The sequence below is a fragment of the Streptomyces sp. NPDC050264 genome (assembly GCF_040655895.1).
Taxonomy (GTDB): Bacteria; Actinomycetota; Actinomycetes; order Streptomycetales; family Streptomycetaceae; genus Streptomyces.
In genome coordinates this window covers 22,497-35,545 of record NZ_JBFAKV010000038.1, presented here as the reverse complement: position 1 = coordinate 35,545, position 13,049 = coordinate 22,497, and the positions used below count along the sequence as shown (strand labels likewise).

Genomic DNA, 13,049 nt, shown 5'->3' with positions numbered 1-13,049 from the left:
CTGTTTCCCCTGTTCAGCTCTTGTCGGCGCCGCTGGTGAGGCCTTCGGTGAGCAGGCGTTCTGCGGCGAAGAACAGAATTACCACGGGAAGCGTCAGCACCACCGAACCGGCCATGAGTACCGTCTTGGAGACCTCGATGCCGTTGGACAGCTGGGCCAGGCCCAGCGAGACGGTCCACTTGCCGGGGTCGGCGGCGAGGAACAGCAGGGCGAAGAGGAATTCGTTCCACGCGATCATCAGCACGTACAGGCCGGTTGCCATCAGGGACGGCAGGGCCAGCGGCAGGATCACCTTGCGCATGGTCTGCAGGCGGCTGCAGCCGTCGAGGGCTGCGGCTTCCTCGATGGAGTACGGGATGGTGACGAGGTAGTTCTTCAGCATGTAGATCGCCACGGGGACCGTCTGTGCGACGTAGACGATGGCGAGCCCGACGAGGCTGGAGGACAGGCCGATCTTCGCGAACATCACGAACAGCGGGACGGCGAGGAGCGTCGAGGGGAAGAGGTAGACGGCGAGGAACAGCGCGCTGACCTGGCGGCTGCCGAAGAACTTCAGCCGGCTGATCGCGTACGCGCCGGGTACCGCGGCGAGCAGGGTCAGCGCGACCGTGCCGAGCGACACCAGGGCGGAGTTGCGCAGGAGTTGGAGGAACCCCTGGCCGCCGTCGTCGGTGGAGCGCAGTACCTCGCTGTACGTGTCGAAGGTGAGCTGTTTGGCCGACACCCACAGGGAGCCGGGGTCGAGCAGCAGGGAGTCGATGGGCTTCACCGACAGGAGCAGCATGTAGTAGAAGGGCACGCAGGTGATCAGCACCAGGAAGGCGATGACCACCCATCGTGCGACGCCGAAGAAGGTCTCCTCGAACTGGGCTCGTGTCATGGCCGCCTTACGGGTCACGACTCCTCCTGCATCTTGTTGCCGAAGAACTTGAAGTACAGGCCCAGCAGGACCATGAGGGCGACGGCCAGGACGAGTGCCTGGGCGGCCGCGGCGCCGACGTCGTAGCGCGAGGTGAGGAAGTCGTAGACGCGGACGGCGGCGACGTCGGTGCCCGCTCCGCCGCCGGTCAGCAGATAGACGTCGTCGAACTTGTTGAAGGTCATGATGAAGCGGAGCACGCACAGCAGCGCGATCACGGGCATGAGCTGCGGCAGCAGCACGTGCCGGAACTGCTGGGTGGGTGTGGCGCCGTCGACCTTCGCGGCTTCCTCGAGGCCGTCCGGTACCGCCTGGAGGCGGGCGAGGATGAACAGGAAGGCGAAGGGGAAGTAGCGCCAGCACTCGAACGCGATGACGGTGAGCAGCGCCAGCGGGATGTCGAAGTGCAGGCCGAGCAGGTGGACTTCGTACGAGCGGGTCGACAGGAACGCGATGGGATCGTCCCAGCCGAAGAGCTTCTGTCCCCACTCGTTGACGATGCCGTACTGCGGGCTGAGCGCGACCTCCCACACGAAGGCGACGGCCACGACGGGCGCCACGTACGGCAGGAGCATCGCGGCGCGCAGCAAACCGCGGCCGCGGAAGGGCCGGCGCAGCGCGAGGGCGGCGACGAGGCCGAGCGCGACGGAGCCGAAGGTGCCGCCCACGGTGTACAGGACGGTGGTGCCGAGGCTGGACCAGAAGCCGTCGGAGTTGAAGACCTGCTCGAAGTTGCGCAGGCTCCAGTTGCCGAACAGGCCCATGCCCTGGATGTCGACGAGCTTGGCGTGCTGGAAGGCGAGCAGGACCGTCCACAGGATGGGCAGCACCACGACGACGAGGACGACGAGGAAGGTGGGGCTCACGAAGGCGAGGCCGGCCCGGTTGGTGCGGCGGCTCGCGGTCATGGGTTTGCCGCGGCGGTTGTCGGCGGGCGGTGTCGGCGAGCCGTCGGGGGGGTTGTGGCGCTGGGGTGCGCTGGGGGTGGCGGTAGTCATGCTGCGGCTTTCGACGAGGCGTTCATGAGGTGTGGCGGTGCGGCGGGGGGCCGCTACTGCAGGGACTTCTTGAGGGCCGCGACCTCTTCCTCGGCTTCCCGGGCGGCGTCGGAGGGTGAGGTCTGGCCGCTGGTCATGGAGCCGATGGCCTTGGGCACGGGCAGTTCGCCGTTGGTGGCGCCGACCAGGGCGCCTTCTCCTTGCTCGATGCCCCAGCGGCGGATGTCGCCGACGCCGTCGGCAAGTTGGTCGAGGAGTTCGGGCGAGTACACCTCGTCGAGCGGCTTGCGGGCGCCGACGCCGATCTCGCTGTGCCGCCAGGCGGCCACGTACTTGTCGGGCTGTGCGGCCGTGCCGTGGCGGACCGGGATCTTGCCCTCGGCGGCCATGCCGAACCACGACTCGTAGCCGCTGCCCATCATGTACTCGATGAACTCGCGGGAGGCCGCGGTCTCGGCGGTCTTCGTGGTCACCCAGGACGTGACTTCGCCGAACTGCGCGGGCTTGTCCGAGTCCGCGCCCTTCAGTGCGGTGACGATGCCTGTGTTGTCGGAGAGGAACCGCGGGTCGTCGCCGCACTCCTTGCAGCTGGGCAGGGCGTCCTTGCGCAGGCCCGCGAGCTCGTCCAGGAGGAACGACGACCAGATCATCATGGACGACCGCCCGGAGAAGTAGGTGGCGCGCGTCGAGTCGACGGTCTGGGTGCCCGGGGCTCCGTACTCGCGCGCCAGCTGGTCATACGTGTGGAACGCCTTGACGCACTGCGGCGAGTCGAGTGTGACCTCGCCCTGTTCGTCGACGAGCTGGCAGTTGTCGGCCAGGGCCAGGCTCTCGAAGCTCTGCGAGGTGAAGACGTCCGAGGGGTCGGTCGCGGCGGACATGCCGTCGTGCCCCTCGGTGGTGAGCTTCTTGGCGGCCTTGAGCGCCTTCGCGTACGTGTCCGGCGCCTTGAGGCCCGCCCTGTCGAACTGGTCCTTGCGGTAGACCAGGAGCTGCAGCCACGCGTCGGAGGGGACGCCGAGGTTCACGTTCCCGTCGGTGGTCAGGTCGAGGGCGTTCTTGTCGAACGTGCCGCGCCCCAGATCCTTGACGATTTCTCGGGGGACGTCGGTGTTGAGCAGTCCGTTGGTGTACATCTGCCAGACCTGTCCCATGGGGGCGGCGCCGATCACGTCCGGCAGGTGGCCCGAGGCCGCGGCGGACATGATCAGTTGCGGCATCTGCCCCTCGTCGACGCCGACGAGATGGACCTTGACGCCCGTCTTCTTCTCGAACCCGTCGACGATCTTCTGCGTCGCGGCGACCCGGTCCGGAAGGTTCTCCTGGGACCACACCGTGATCTCGCGGTCCGGAGTGCCCGGCCCTGTGCTGGTGGAGCAACCGGCGAGCAGCCCGATACCCAGAGCCGTTGTGACGCCGACCGCGGTCGTCTTCGACCGCTTGGTCCTGGTGCGCATTGCCTGTCCTCATCGCCGACTTACGTCTATCCGTGACGCATCTCAGCACTACTTTTGCCTGTTGACAAGACATAAGTTGAGGATATCGTCGTCACAACCACCACCCGCATCACCTCTTTTCGGAGTCGTCCGTGGAACGCGTCGTTCAATTCACAGGTCCCCGCCAAGTGGAGGTGGCCGAGCACGACAGCGCCGGGCTGCCGCCCGGCCACCTGCGTGTCCGCACCCGCTACTCCGGCATCTCCGCGGGAACCGAGCTCACGGCCTACCGTGGTACGAACCCCTACCTGACCCGGACGTGGGACGCCGACGCCCGGCTGTTCCGCGACGACGAGGCCGGAATCAGCTACCCGGTCGTCGGCTGGGGCTACTCCGAGGTCGGCGAAGTCACCGAAGTCTCCCCGGAGTTGACCGGTACACCGGGTATGCCCGCCGTCGGCGACCTCGTGTGGGGCATCTGGGGCCACCGCAGCGAGGGCATCGTTCCCGCCGAGCGCATGGTCGGCCACACCCTGCCCGCCGGACTCGAGCCGCTGGCCGGGGCGTTCGCCCGCGTCGGCGCCATCGCCTACAACGCGGTCCTGGCCGGCGGCATCAACCTCGGCGAGGACGTCGCCGTCTTCGGCCAGGGCGTCATCGGCCTCATCGCCACCCGCCTCGCCCAGCTCAGCGGCGCCCGCGTCACCGCGGTCGACGCGCTGGACAACCGGCTGGAGAAGGCGAAGGGCTACGGCGCCCACCGCACCCTCAACGCCCGCTCCGGCGCTGTCGCCGAGTCCATCCGCGAGGCGACCGCGGGCCGCGGCACCGACCTGGCCATCGAGATCAGCGGCGCCTACCCGGCGCTGCACGAGGCCGTCCGCTCGGTGACCGTCGGCGGTCGCGTCGTGGCCTCCGGCTTCTACCAGGGCGACGCGATCGGGCTGCGCCTTGGCGACGAGTTCCACCACAACCGCGTGGAGATCGTCTGCTCGCAGATCGGCGGCGTACCGGCCCCGCTGTCCTGCCGCTGGAGCGTGGAACGCCTGCAGCAGACGTTCCTGCGCCTGGTCGCCGAAGGACAGGTCGACGTGGAGTCCCTCGTCAGCCACGTCGTGCCCGTCGCGGACGCCGCCGACGCCTACGTCCTGCTCGACGAGCGCCCCGCCGACGCCCTCCAGGTCGTCCTGGAATTCTGAGAGGTACCGACATGCTGAAGACCGCTGCCCAGGAACAGCTGCTGCCCGGCTCCACCCTCCAGGAGAAGTGGGACTTCGCGCAGCAGGCCGGTTACGACGCCATCGAACTGCGCGCCAAGGGCGACCTCCACTTCGCCTCCCGCCTCCCGGAGTTGAAGCAGGCGCTCAGCGACGGTGTCGTCATGCCCACCGTGTGCGTGGAGATGCTGCACTTCTTCGCCGCCTTCGACGACGACCTGCGCCGTGACGCCATCGAGCAGATGAAGTCGCAGCTCACGGTCATCGCGGAGATAGGCGGGCTCGGCGCGCAGACACCGGCCTCGTACGGCATGTTCTCCCGCCGGCTGCCCCCCTTCGAGCCACCGCGCTCCGAGGAACAGGACCGCGAGATCCTGCTGTCCGGTCTGACCGAACTCGGTGAACACGCCGCCGCCGAGGGCGTCACCCTCTACCTCGAACCGCTCAACCGGTACGAGGACCACATGGTCAACCGTCTGGAGCAGGCCGCAGACCTGATCAAGACGGTGGGTCTCGACTCGGTGCGGATCGGCATCGACAGTTACCACATGAACATCGAGGAGAGCGATCCCGCCGCGGCGATCCTGGCCCACGCCCCCTACATCGGGCACGCGCAGGTCTCCGACTCCAACCGCTTCCAGCCGGGCGCCGGCCACCTCGACTGGCCGGCCTGGCTGAACGCCCTGCACACCATCGGCTACGACGGCTACCTCGCCGCCGAGTGCCGGCTGACCGGTGACCCCGTCGAGGCGGTCCGTTCGGTGCCCGCGTTCCTCAAGGGGTCCGGCGCGTGACGTCACTCCTCGACCGGCCCGCGTCGCACCGCTCCGCAGACCTGACCCTGCGGCGCGGTGCGACGCGTGTCCTCCTCGACAACTGGGCGGCCACCGGCACCGTGCCCTCCCGCACCCTCTACCCGCACCAGTGGAGCTGGGACTCCGCGTTCATCGCGATCGGTCTGCGGCACCTGTCCGCGCGCCGCGCCCAGCGCGAGCTGGAATCGCTGTTCACCGCTCAGTGGGGCGACGGACGCGTCCCGCACATCGTCTTCAACGCCTCGGTGCCCAACGGCGCCTACTTCCCCAGCCCCGACTTCTGGCGGTCCTCCACCGCGGGCGCCACGGCCGGTGCGCCCACGCTGCGCGAGACCTCCGGCATCATCCAGCCGCCGGTGCACGCCCTCGCGGCCTGGCTCACCCACGAGGCCGACACCGAGGAGTCGCGGCGCCGCGACTTCCTGCCGAGGCTGTACCCGCGGCTCGTCGCCTGGCACAACTACCTGTCGGACTCCCGTGACCTGGGCGGGGGCGGCCTCGCCGCCATCGTCCACCCCTGGGAACCCGGCATGGACAACAGCCCCTGCTGGGACGCCCCGCTGGCCCGTGTCACCCCGGCCGCCCCCGCCACCTTCCGGCGCGCGGACCTCGACCACGGCCACCCCGCGGACCGGCCCACCGACCTCGACTACGGCCGCTACGTCCAACTCGCCGTCGAATACCGCGACGCGGGCTACGACGACCGCGCGGCCCGCCCCTCCTTCGCCCTGGAAGACCCGTGCGTCAACGCCCTGTTGATCGCCAGCGAGCTCGCCCTCGCGAAGATCGCCACACAGGTGGGTGAAGGCGCCACGGTCCACACACAGCGGGCCGACCGGCTCACCGACGCCCTCGTGAGCCGCCTCTGGGACGACGAGGCCGGCATGTTCCTCGCCCGCGACCTGACCAGCGACACGCTCATCCGCGAACGCAGCGTGGCCGGGCTGGTACCCCTGATCGCCCCCGGCCTTCCCGCGGAACTCGTGGACCGCCTGGTGTCGACCCTGGACGGCCCGCACTTCCGGGCCGACGCCACCGACCTCGTCCCGAGTTACGACCTGGCGGGACCGGTCTTCGACCCCACCCGGTACTGGCGCGGCCCCGCCTGGTTCAACACCGCCTGGCTGGTCGAGCGCGGCCTGCGCACACACGGACGGCACACCCACGCCGACCGCATCCGCTCGGCGCTCCTCAGGACGGCCGGAGCCACGCAGTTCGCCGAATACGTCGACCCGACCACGGGCGAGGGACGCGGCGCCCGCGCCTTCTCGTGGACAGCGGCGCTCACCCTCGACCTGCTCACCACCCAGGAGGCACACCGATGAGCAGCGGCGCCCCCCACGCCCAACTGGTGCGCGACGCCACGTTCGTACACCTCGACGCCGACGGCGGCATCACGGGCACTCGCGGGACAACGCCCGACGGCCTGTTCGTCCGCGACGGCCGCCACCTGAGCCTCTGGCAGCTCACCGTCGACGGCAGCGCGCCGGTCGTCCTCTCCCCGCTCACACCCACCGGGCACGGCACCGGCGAATGTGTCCTGACCCCCGAGGGCACCCGCGACGCCCCGCCCGCCTACACGGTGCTGCGCCGCCAGGCGGTCACCGCGGGCGCGTTCACCGATGTCCTGAGTTTCGTCAGCAACAGCCCCGATCCGCTCGTCGCCGACGTCGTCCTGACCCTGACCGCCGACTTCGCCGACACCTTCGAACTGCGCGCGGACGACCGCCACTACCCCAAGCCCGGCTCGACGCACCGGACCCACCGCACCGACACGGGGCTCGCGTTCGACTACCGCAGGGACGACTGGCACGTGCGCACCACGGTGAGCGCCACGCCCACACCCGAAGACACACGTATCAACGGCGAAGCGCCGCACACGTTTGCCTGGCGCATCGCCCTGGAACCGCACGGCCGAGCCGACGTTCACCTGAATGTCCACGCACACCCGAACGGCGACCCCCTCCTCCCCGCGATCAGCACGGACGCGTCGGACATCCCTCTCTCCGCCGAGGTTTCCGATGACCTGGATCGCAGCCTGGACAAGGCCTGCCTCCAAGGCCTCGCCGACCTGGACCTGTTGACGATCCCGGCCACCGGCGTGGACGGCGAGCCCGTGACCGTTCCCGCGGCCGGTGTGCCCTGGTTCCTGACCCTGTTCGGCCGCGACTCGCTGCTCACCTCGTACTTCATGCTCCCCTACCGGCCCGAACTGGCTGCCGGCACGCTCAGCGCGCTCGCCGCAACCCAGGGACAGAGCCACGACACCTTCCGCGGCGAACAGCCCGGCCGCATCGTGCACGAGATCCGGCACGGGGAACTCGCCCACTTCCGGCAGGTCCCCTACGGCCGCTACTACGGGACGATCGACGCCACTCCCCTGTTCCTGGTGCTGTTGCACGCGCACTACGAGACGACCAAGGACGCGGCGCCGGCCACCCGCCTGGAGCGGCACGCCCGGTCCGCGGTCGACTGGCTCCTCGGCGACGGCGGCCTCACCGAGCACGGCTACCTGGTGTACACCCCCGACCCCGGCGGCCTGGTCAACCAGAACTGGAAGGACTCCGCAGGCGCCGTCTGCCACAAGGACGGCACCCAGGCGAAGGGCCCCATCGCCGTGTGCGAAGCCCAGGGCTACGCCTACGACGCGCTCCGCCGAACGGCACGGCTGGCGGAACACGTGTGGCACGACCCGCACTACGCACAGGAGTTGGACCGGCTGGCCGACGAACTGCGCGCCCGTTTCGGCCGGGATTTCTGGATGGCGGAGGACGATTTCCCGGCCCTCGCCCTGGACGGCGCGGGACAACAGGTCGACGCGCTCGCCTCGGACGCGGGACACCTGCTCTGGTCGGGCATCCTCGACGAGGACCGGGCCCGGCGCGCGGGCCGGCGGCTGCTGGAACCCGACTTCTTCTCCGGCTGGGCGATCCGCACCCTGGCCTCGGGCCAGCGGCCCTACCATCCGCTCTCGTATCACCGCGGCAGCGCCTGGCCCCACGACAACGGCGTCATCGCTCTCGGCCTGGCGCGCTACGGCCTGGCCGACGAAGTCGCGCGAGTGGTGGCAGGCCTGACGGCGGCGTCGGCCCACCACGGCCACCGCCTGCCCGAGGTCCTCGGCGGGTACGACCGCACGGCGTCCGCACGCCCGGTCCCCTACCCGCACTCGTGCTCCCCACAGGCCTGGGCGGCGGCGACCCCATGGGCCTTGCGCACCGCGCTGCATCGTTTGAGGGCGACCTGAGCCAGCAGCAGGCGCTGCGATCTGCGAACCGCAATGACGCCCGGCAGACCTAACCGGGCATCGCCGCCGCGTCCGCGGTCTCAGAGCCGGTCGGCTCCGCGGCGGGCAGTGGCGTGCGATAGGCGCGCAGAGGGGAATTCGCCGCGGCTACGAGGGCGGTCGCCACGATCGCGGACAGGCCGCCGGCGATCAGGGAGAAGGAGGCGGAGGTCGCCGATGCGATGAGGCCGCCGCGGAAGTTGCCGAGTTCGGGTCCCGCGACGCCGATGACGTGTTCCACGGAGGAGACCCGCCCCCGGTAGGCGTCCGGGGTCTCCAACTGGACCAGAGCACTGCGGGTGACCACCGATACGGTGTCGGCGGCGCCGGCCACGGCCAGGAAGCCGAGTGCCGTCCACAGCGGCCCCGCCAGGCCGAAGCCGATCATCGCCAGACCCCAGAGGCCGGCCGCCGTCAGCTGGACCAGGCCGCCGCGCCGCAGGCGCGTCACCGTGCCGGAGAGCAGGCCGGCCGTGATGCCGCCGACCGCGACGGCCGAGAGGAACAGGCCGAGGGTCTGCGGGTTGTTGTCGAAGCGGACCGCGTTGACCATCGGGAACAACGCGATGGGCATGGCGAGCAGGGTCGCGGACAGGTCGGTGGCCATCGAGCCCCACAGCGTCGGGCGCCGCAGGATGATCCGCCAGCCACCACGCGACGGGCGGCGCCTGCCCCGAGAGACGGTGCCCTCGGGTTCGAGCGCCGGCAGGCGGATCAGCGAGAGGAGCGAGACCAGAGCGGCCGCGGCCTGCGTGGCGAAGGCCGCGGAAAGACTCCAGCGGGCGATGATCAGCCCGGCCAGCGCCGGACCGGCGAGCATCGCTGCCTGGAAAGAGACGTTGGTCAGCGCGAGCCCGGTCGCGACCTGGTCCGGCGGCAGCAGACGTACCGGAAAGGTGCGCCGGGCAGGAGCGCCGAGAGCGCCGCAGGCGGTTCCCGCGGCCACCAGGGCGAGCACCAGCAGCACGTTCTGGTTGCCCGCCAGCGCCTGGGCACACATGCCGGCTGCCGCCAGCAACTGGCCTGCGGTGGCGGCCCGTACCACTCTGCGACGGTCGACGGTGTCGGCCAGGGTGCCGCCGAGCAGGCCGAAAAGGATCATCGGCACTCCCGTGGCGAGCCCGATGGTGCCGGTGCCCACCGCGCTGCCGGTCAGGTCCCAGACCTGGGCCAGCACCGCCACGTTCGCTATCTGCCCGCCGAGCTGAGATGCCGAGGTGCCGAGCCACAGGGCCCGGAACGGGCTGCTGCCGCGGAGCGGGCGGGTATCGAGGAACCGGACGCGCACCCTCATCGGGGTGGTTCCACGAGGTGGTGCAGGATCCGCCGGCGCATCGAACGACGCTCCAGCGCCTTGCGCACCTCTTCGACGACGGCGGTCATCGCGTGCGGGACCTCAGCGTCCAGCTCGGCGACCGTCGCGTGCGTGGCGCGCCACTCGGCCTCCAGGAAGGGCACCAGTGAACGGCCGCGCTCGGTCAGGTCGATCCGCCGGGTGCGGGCGTCGGCTCCCGGCTCGGAGGTGACCAGATCCTCCTTGCGCATGGCGGCGATGGTCTGGCTGATCGCGGAGTGCGAGCGGTTCAGTGACGTGGCGAGCTCGCGGATGGTCAGCGGCCCGGTGTGGGCGAGCCGGATCAGCGGATAGGCGAAACGGGGCCGCACGCCCTTGATGCCCCGCTCGAGATAGACCTGCTCGATCTCGGCGTCCATGGCGGCCAGCAACGCGTGCAACGACTGCCAGGGATCGGGCAGCGCCGTGGGGTCGGAGATTGTCACAGCGCTAATATAACAGCGCTGCAGCGATTGCCGGTGCCACTTGACCAGTCGCCCGACTCGCCCCGGCGCCACGGCGACGCGCCCGCGGAGGGCTGACCGGAAGACACACCGTGGCGGGTCTCCCCCGCGGGCAACAGCCGGTTCGGCGTCGCACGTCGGACACGACCTGCGCGCCGATGCCCTCCGGTCCGATGAGGCCCGGGGGACATTCGGCGTCGCAGAACGAGGGGTGTCAGGTGGTGATGGTGGTGACGGCGTCGACTCCGTAGGCACGGGCGTAGCCGTTCTCGGTGCCGACGAGGAGGTCGACGACCGTGAAGTAGCGGTCCCAGAACGGGGTTTCGCGCAGTGCGTCGATGAGGAGCTGGTAGGCGTTGTGGTCGTCGGCTTCCCAGACCCAGACGTCGGTGACGCGGGTGGAGTAGAACTCCGTGTCGTAGAAGCGTGAGCGGACGCCGGTGGTCTTGGCCTTGATCGCGGGGACCACTTGGGTGGCGAACGCGTCCACGCGTTCCTGGGGCGTCATGGCGAGCCACTCAGGTGTGGTCTTGATGAGCATGAACGCGGTGACCGGCGGGGTGGTCTTCTCAGTGGGCATGACGGGTGCCTTCCGACAGGACTGCGGGCTTGAGGGTCCGGGCGCACCAGTCCTCGAAGGTGGTGGGGGTGCTGGTGGCCGGGGTGCGGGTGACACCTGCGTCGAGGCCTTCGTTCTTGGCCCTCTTCATGTCGACGATGCCCTGGGCGAACGCCTTGTTGAGGCCGTAGCCGACGAGGCTGGTGTGCAGTTCGTCGAGCGGCTGGCGTTCGTAGCGGACGGGGCGGCCGAGCGTTTCGGTCATGATGCGGGCCAGGTCGTCGGGGGAAAGGTCCTGGGGTCCGAGGACCGGGACGCTGTCGCTGCCGGACCACGAGCGGTTCAGCAGCAGGCCTGCGGCGACGGCCGCGATGTCGGCGACGGCGACGAGGGGCGCCTTGCGGTCTGCGTCGACCGCGTCGGTGAAGACGCCCGTCTCGCGGATCGTGTCCGCGTCCTCGAGAAGGTTGTCGAAGAAGGACGGGTTGGCCAGGGCACGGTAGGCCACGCCGGTGTCGGTGATGAGGTCGTCCATGGCGAGGGTCGCGGTGACGAGTCCTGCGCGGTGGGCGACCGAGGTGCCGCGGCCGAGCGCGGAGACGCCGACGACGTGACCGACGCCGTGGGCGGCGAGTGCCTTCGCGGCAGGCCGGGTGAATCCGCAGTAGGCGTCCTCGGGAGTCAGGGACGCGTCCGGCGGGACGAGCCAGAACACGGCGTCGGCGCCCTCGAAGGCGCGGTCGACCACCTCGGCGTCGCCGTGCGAGCCGGTGATCACCTCGACGCGTTCGCGTACCGCGTCGGGGAGGCGGGCGGGGTCACGTACGACCACCCGCAATTCCTCGCCGCGGGCGGGGGCGGAGTCCAGGAGCAGGGGCAGCAGCCGGCGGCCGATGTTCCCGGTGGGAGCGGTAATGACGATCATGAAAACCTCAAGGTCGTGCCGGATCGGGACAACCCCAATCCTGGTGAGGACCAGGGTGTTGCCACAATGGGAACTTGAGCACGGGATCATTGCCTGAAATGGAATAACATCTATGAGCAGCAGTTCTGAGCCTGTCATCGACGCCAATCTCGCCGTCGCGTTGCACGCTTTGCTGACCGAGGAGAGCGTCACGCGTGCCGCGGCCCGGCTGCACACGTCGCCCGCCGCGATGAGCCGCACACTCGCCCGGCTGCGGCGCATCCTCCAGGACCCGCTGCTGGTCCGGGCCGGCCAGAGCATGGTCCCCACCCCGCGAGCCGAGGCCCTGCGCGAGGAGACGGCCGCGGTGGTGCACCGCCTGGGAGCACTGCTGGCTCCTGGCGCCGGCGTCGATCCCGCGGTCCTGCGCAGCACTTTCACCCTCCAGACGGCCGACCTGATCGGCGCCGCGCTGGCCCCGGGGATGCTGCGGCTGGCCCGGCAGGAGGCGCCGGGGATCTCGTTGCGGTTCCGGGCCGAGGAACTGGAAGCCGGACCGGCCCTGCGCGACGGCCGGATCGACCTGGAGATCGGGTCCATCGACCACGTCGACCCCGAGACCCGGGTCGAAGAACTGGCCACCCTTCACATGTCGGCGGCAGTCCGGCCCGGCCACCCCCTCACCGAAGGAGCCCTGACCCCGGAGCGGCTCGCTGCCGCCGAACACGTGGTGGTGAGCCGCCGCGGCCGGTTCACCGGTCCCCTGGACACCGCACTGGCCGAGCGGGACCTCCGCCGACGCGTCGCTGTCGTCCTCCCCAGCCACATGGCCGCGATGGCCCTCGCCGCCCGCAGCGACATCGTCGCCCTCATCCCCACCGCCCTCTCCGGCGCCGCGCCCTCCCCCCTCACCGACGCCGCCACCACCCTGGGCCTTCGCCTCCTCGACATCCCTCTGCCCCTGCCACCGCTGACCATCGGCATGGCATGGCACCCCCGCCACGCGGCCGACGGGGGCCACCACTGGCTCCGCACCGCGGTGCGCCGGACATTTCATGCGCCCGGAGGGCTTTCGCAAGGACTTGAACTCAACCCGGGTTGAGGTTTTAGCGTTTCCG

Annotated in this window: 12 protein-coding genes; 5 read left to right on the top strand and 7 right to left on the bottom strand. The window is 70.2% G+C overall.

Annotated elements, in window-relative coordinates:
• Nucleotides 1-13: 13 nt before the first annotated feature.
• The 3 genes from AB0J02_RS40275 to AB0J02_RS40265 are packed head-to-tail and all read right to left on the bottom strand — an operon-like array spanning nucleotide 14 to nucleotide 3,374.
• Complete coding sequence (locus AB0J02_RS40275) at nucleotides 14-880, bottom strand: carbohydrate ABC transporter permease (protein ID WP_363198903.1); 867 nt, start codon at nucleotides 878-880, stop codon at nucleotides 14-16.
• Nucleotides 881-894: 14 nt separating this feature from the next.
• Entirely contained in the window at nucleotides 895-1,917 is a 1,023-nt protein-coding gene (locus AB0J02_RS40270; RefSeq protein WP_363198878.1) for a sugar ABC transporter permease, read from the bottom strand.
• 53 nt (nucleotides 1,918-1,970) lie between these two features.
• Complete coding sequence (locus AB0J02_RS40265; RefSeq protein ID WP_363198877.1) at nucleotides 1,971-3,374, bottom strand: extracellular solute-binding protein; 1,404 nt, start codon at nucleotides 3,372-3,374, stop codon at nucleotides 1,971-1,973.
• Between the two features lie 131 nt (nucleotides 3,375-3,505).
• On the opposite strand from AB0J02_RS40265, the gene AB0J02_RS40260 reads away from it, so the two are divergent.
• From AB0J02_RS40260 to AB0J02_RS40245, 4 genes are read left to right on the top strand one after another with little or no spacing between them, the layout of a single operon-like run.
• On the top strand, nucleotides 3,506-4,552 hold the full coding sequence (locus tag AB0J02_RS40260; protein ID WP_363198876.1) for a zinc-binding alcohol dehydrogenase: 1,047 nt from the start codon (nucleotides 3,506-3,508) through the stop codon (nucleotides 4,550-4,552).
• 11 nt (nucleotides 4,553-4,563) lie between these two features.
• A complete protein-coding gene (locus AB0J02_RS40255; protein WP_363198875.1) occupies nucleotides 4,564-5,364 on the top strand; it encodes a sugar phosphate isomerase/epimerase family protein in 801 nt (266 codons plus the stop codon).
• Nucleotides 5,361-6,710, top strand: a complete 1,350-nt coding sequence (locus tag AB0J02_RS40250; protein WP_363198874.1) for a trehalase family glycosidase — start codon at nucleotides 5,361-5,363, stop codon at nucleotides 6,708-6,710. The genes AB0J02_RS40255 and AB0J02_RS40250 overlap by 4 nt, the downstream gene beginning before the upstream one ends.
• Entirely contained in the window at nucleotides 6,707-8,632 is a 1,926-nt protein-coding gene (locus AB0J02_RS40245; RefSeq protein WP_363198873.1) for a glycogen debranching N-terminal domain-containing protein, read from the top strand. The genes AB0J02_RS40250 and AB0J02_RS40245 overlap by 4 nt, the downstream gene beginning before the upstream one ends.
• A gap of 49 nt (nucleotides 8,633-8,681) precedes the next feature.
• On the opposite strand, the gene AB0J02_RS40240 is transcribed toward AB0J02_RS40245, so the two are convergent.
• The 4 genes from AB0J02_RS40240 to AB0J02_RS40225 all read right to left on the bottom strand — a co-directional run bounded on the left by AB0J02_RS40240 (nucleotide 8,682) and on the right by AB0J02_RS40225 (nucleotide 11,952).
• Nucleotides 8,682-9,965: an MFS transporter gene (locus AB0J02_RS40240; protein ID WP_363198872.1), complete on the bottom strand. Its 1,284-nt coding sequence runs from the start codon at nucleotides 9,963-9,965 to the stop codon at nucleotides 8,682-8,684.
• Nucleotides 9,962-10,450 (bottom strand): MarR family transcriptional regulator, encoded by a 489-nt coding sequence (locus tag AB0J02_RS40235; protein ID WP_363198871.1) that lies wholly within the window; start codon nucleotides 10,448-10,450, stop codon nucleotides 9,962-9,964. The genes AB0J02_RS40240 and AB0J02_RS40235 overlap by 4 nt, the downstream gene beginning before the upstream one ends.
• A 232-nt stretch (nucleotides 10,451-10,682) precedes the next feature.
• Nucleotides 10,683-11,048 carry a darcynin family protein gene (locus tag AB0J02_RS40230; RefSeq protein WP_363198870.1) on the bottom strand — a complete coding sequence of 122 codons (366 nt, stop codon included), beginning with the start codon at nucleotides 11,046-11,048 and terminating at the stop codon, nucleotides 10,683-10,685.
• Nucleotides 11,038-11,952: an NAD(P)H-binding protein gene (locus AB0J02_RS40225; RefSeq protein WP_363198869.1), complete on the bottom strand. Its 915-nt coding sequence runs from the start codon at nucleotides 11,950-11,952 to the stop codon at nucleotides 11,038-11,040. The genes AB0J02_RS40230 and AB0J02_RS40225 overlap by 11 nt, the downstream gene beginning before the upstream one ends.
• Before the next feature lie 112 nt (nucleotides 11,953-12,064).
• On the opposite strand from AB0J02_RS40225, the gene AB0J02_RS40220 reads away from it, so the two are divergent.
• On the top strand, nucleotides 12,065-13,033 hold the full coding sequence (locus AB0J02_RS40220; protein ID WP_363198868.1) for a LysR family transcriptional regulator: 969 nt from the start codon (nucleotides 12,065-12,067) through the stop codon (nucleotides 13,031-13,033).
• The last annotated feature ends 16 nt before the right edge of the window (nucleotides 13,034-13,049 follow it).

Excerpts from the sequence above, each read along its gene's own strand:
- AB0J02_RS40275 (WP_363198903.1), bottom strand. The coding sequence starts at position 880 with ATGACACGAGCCCAGTTCGAGGAGACCTTCTTCGGCGTCGCACGATGG.
- AB0J02_RS40270 (WP_363198878.1), bottom strand. The coding sequence starts at position 1,917 with ATGACTACCGCCACCCCCAGCGCACCCCAGCGCCACAACCCCCCCGAC.
- AB0J02_RS40265 (WP_363198877.1), bottom strand. The coding sequence starts at position 3,374 with ATGCGCACCAGGACCAAGCGGTCGAAGACGACCGCGGTCGGCGTCACA.
- AB0J02_RS40255 (WP_363198875.1), top strand. The coding sequence starts at position 4,564 with ATGCTGAAGACCGCTGCCCAGGAACAGCTGCTGCCCGGCTCCACCCTC.
- AB0J02_RS40245 (WP_363198873.1), top strand. The coding sequence starts at position 6,707 with ATGAGCAGCGGCGCCCCCCACGCCCAACTGGTGCGCGACGCCACGTTC.
- AB0J02_RS40240 (WP_363198872.1), bottom strand. The coding sequence starts at position 9,965 with ATGAGGGTGCGCGTCCGGTTCCTCGATACCCGCCCGCTCCGCGGCAGC.
- AB0J02_RS40230 (WP_363198870.1), bottom strand. The coding sequence starts at position 11,048 with ATGCCCACTGAGAAGACCACCCCGCCGGTCACCGCGTTCATGCTCATC.
- AB0J02_RS40225 (WP_363198869.1), bottom strand. The coding sequence starts at position 11,952 with ATGATCGTCATTACCGCTCCCACCGGGAACATCGGCCGCCGGCTGCTG.
- AB0J02_RS40220 (WP_363198868.1), top strand. The coding sequence starts at position 12,065 with ATGAGCAGCAGTTCTGAGCCTGTCATCGACGCCAATCTCGCCGTCGCG.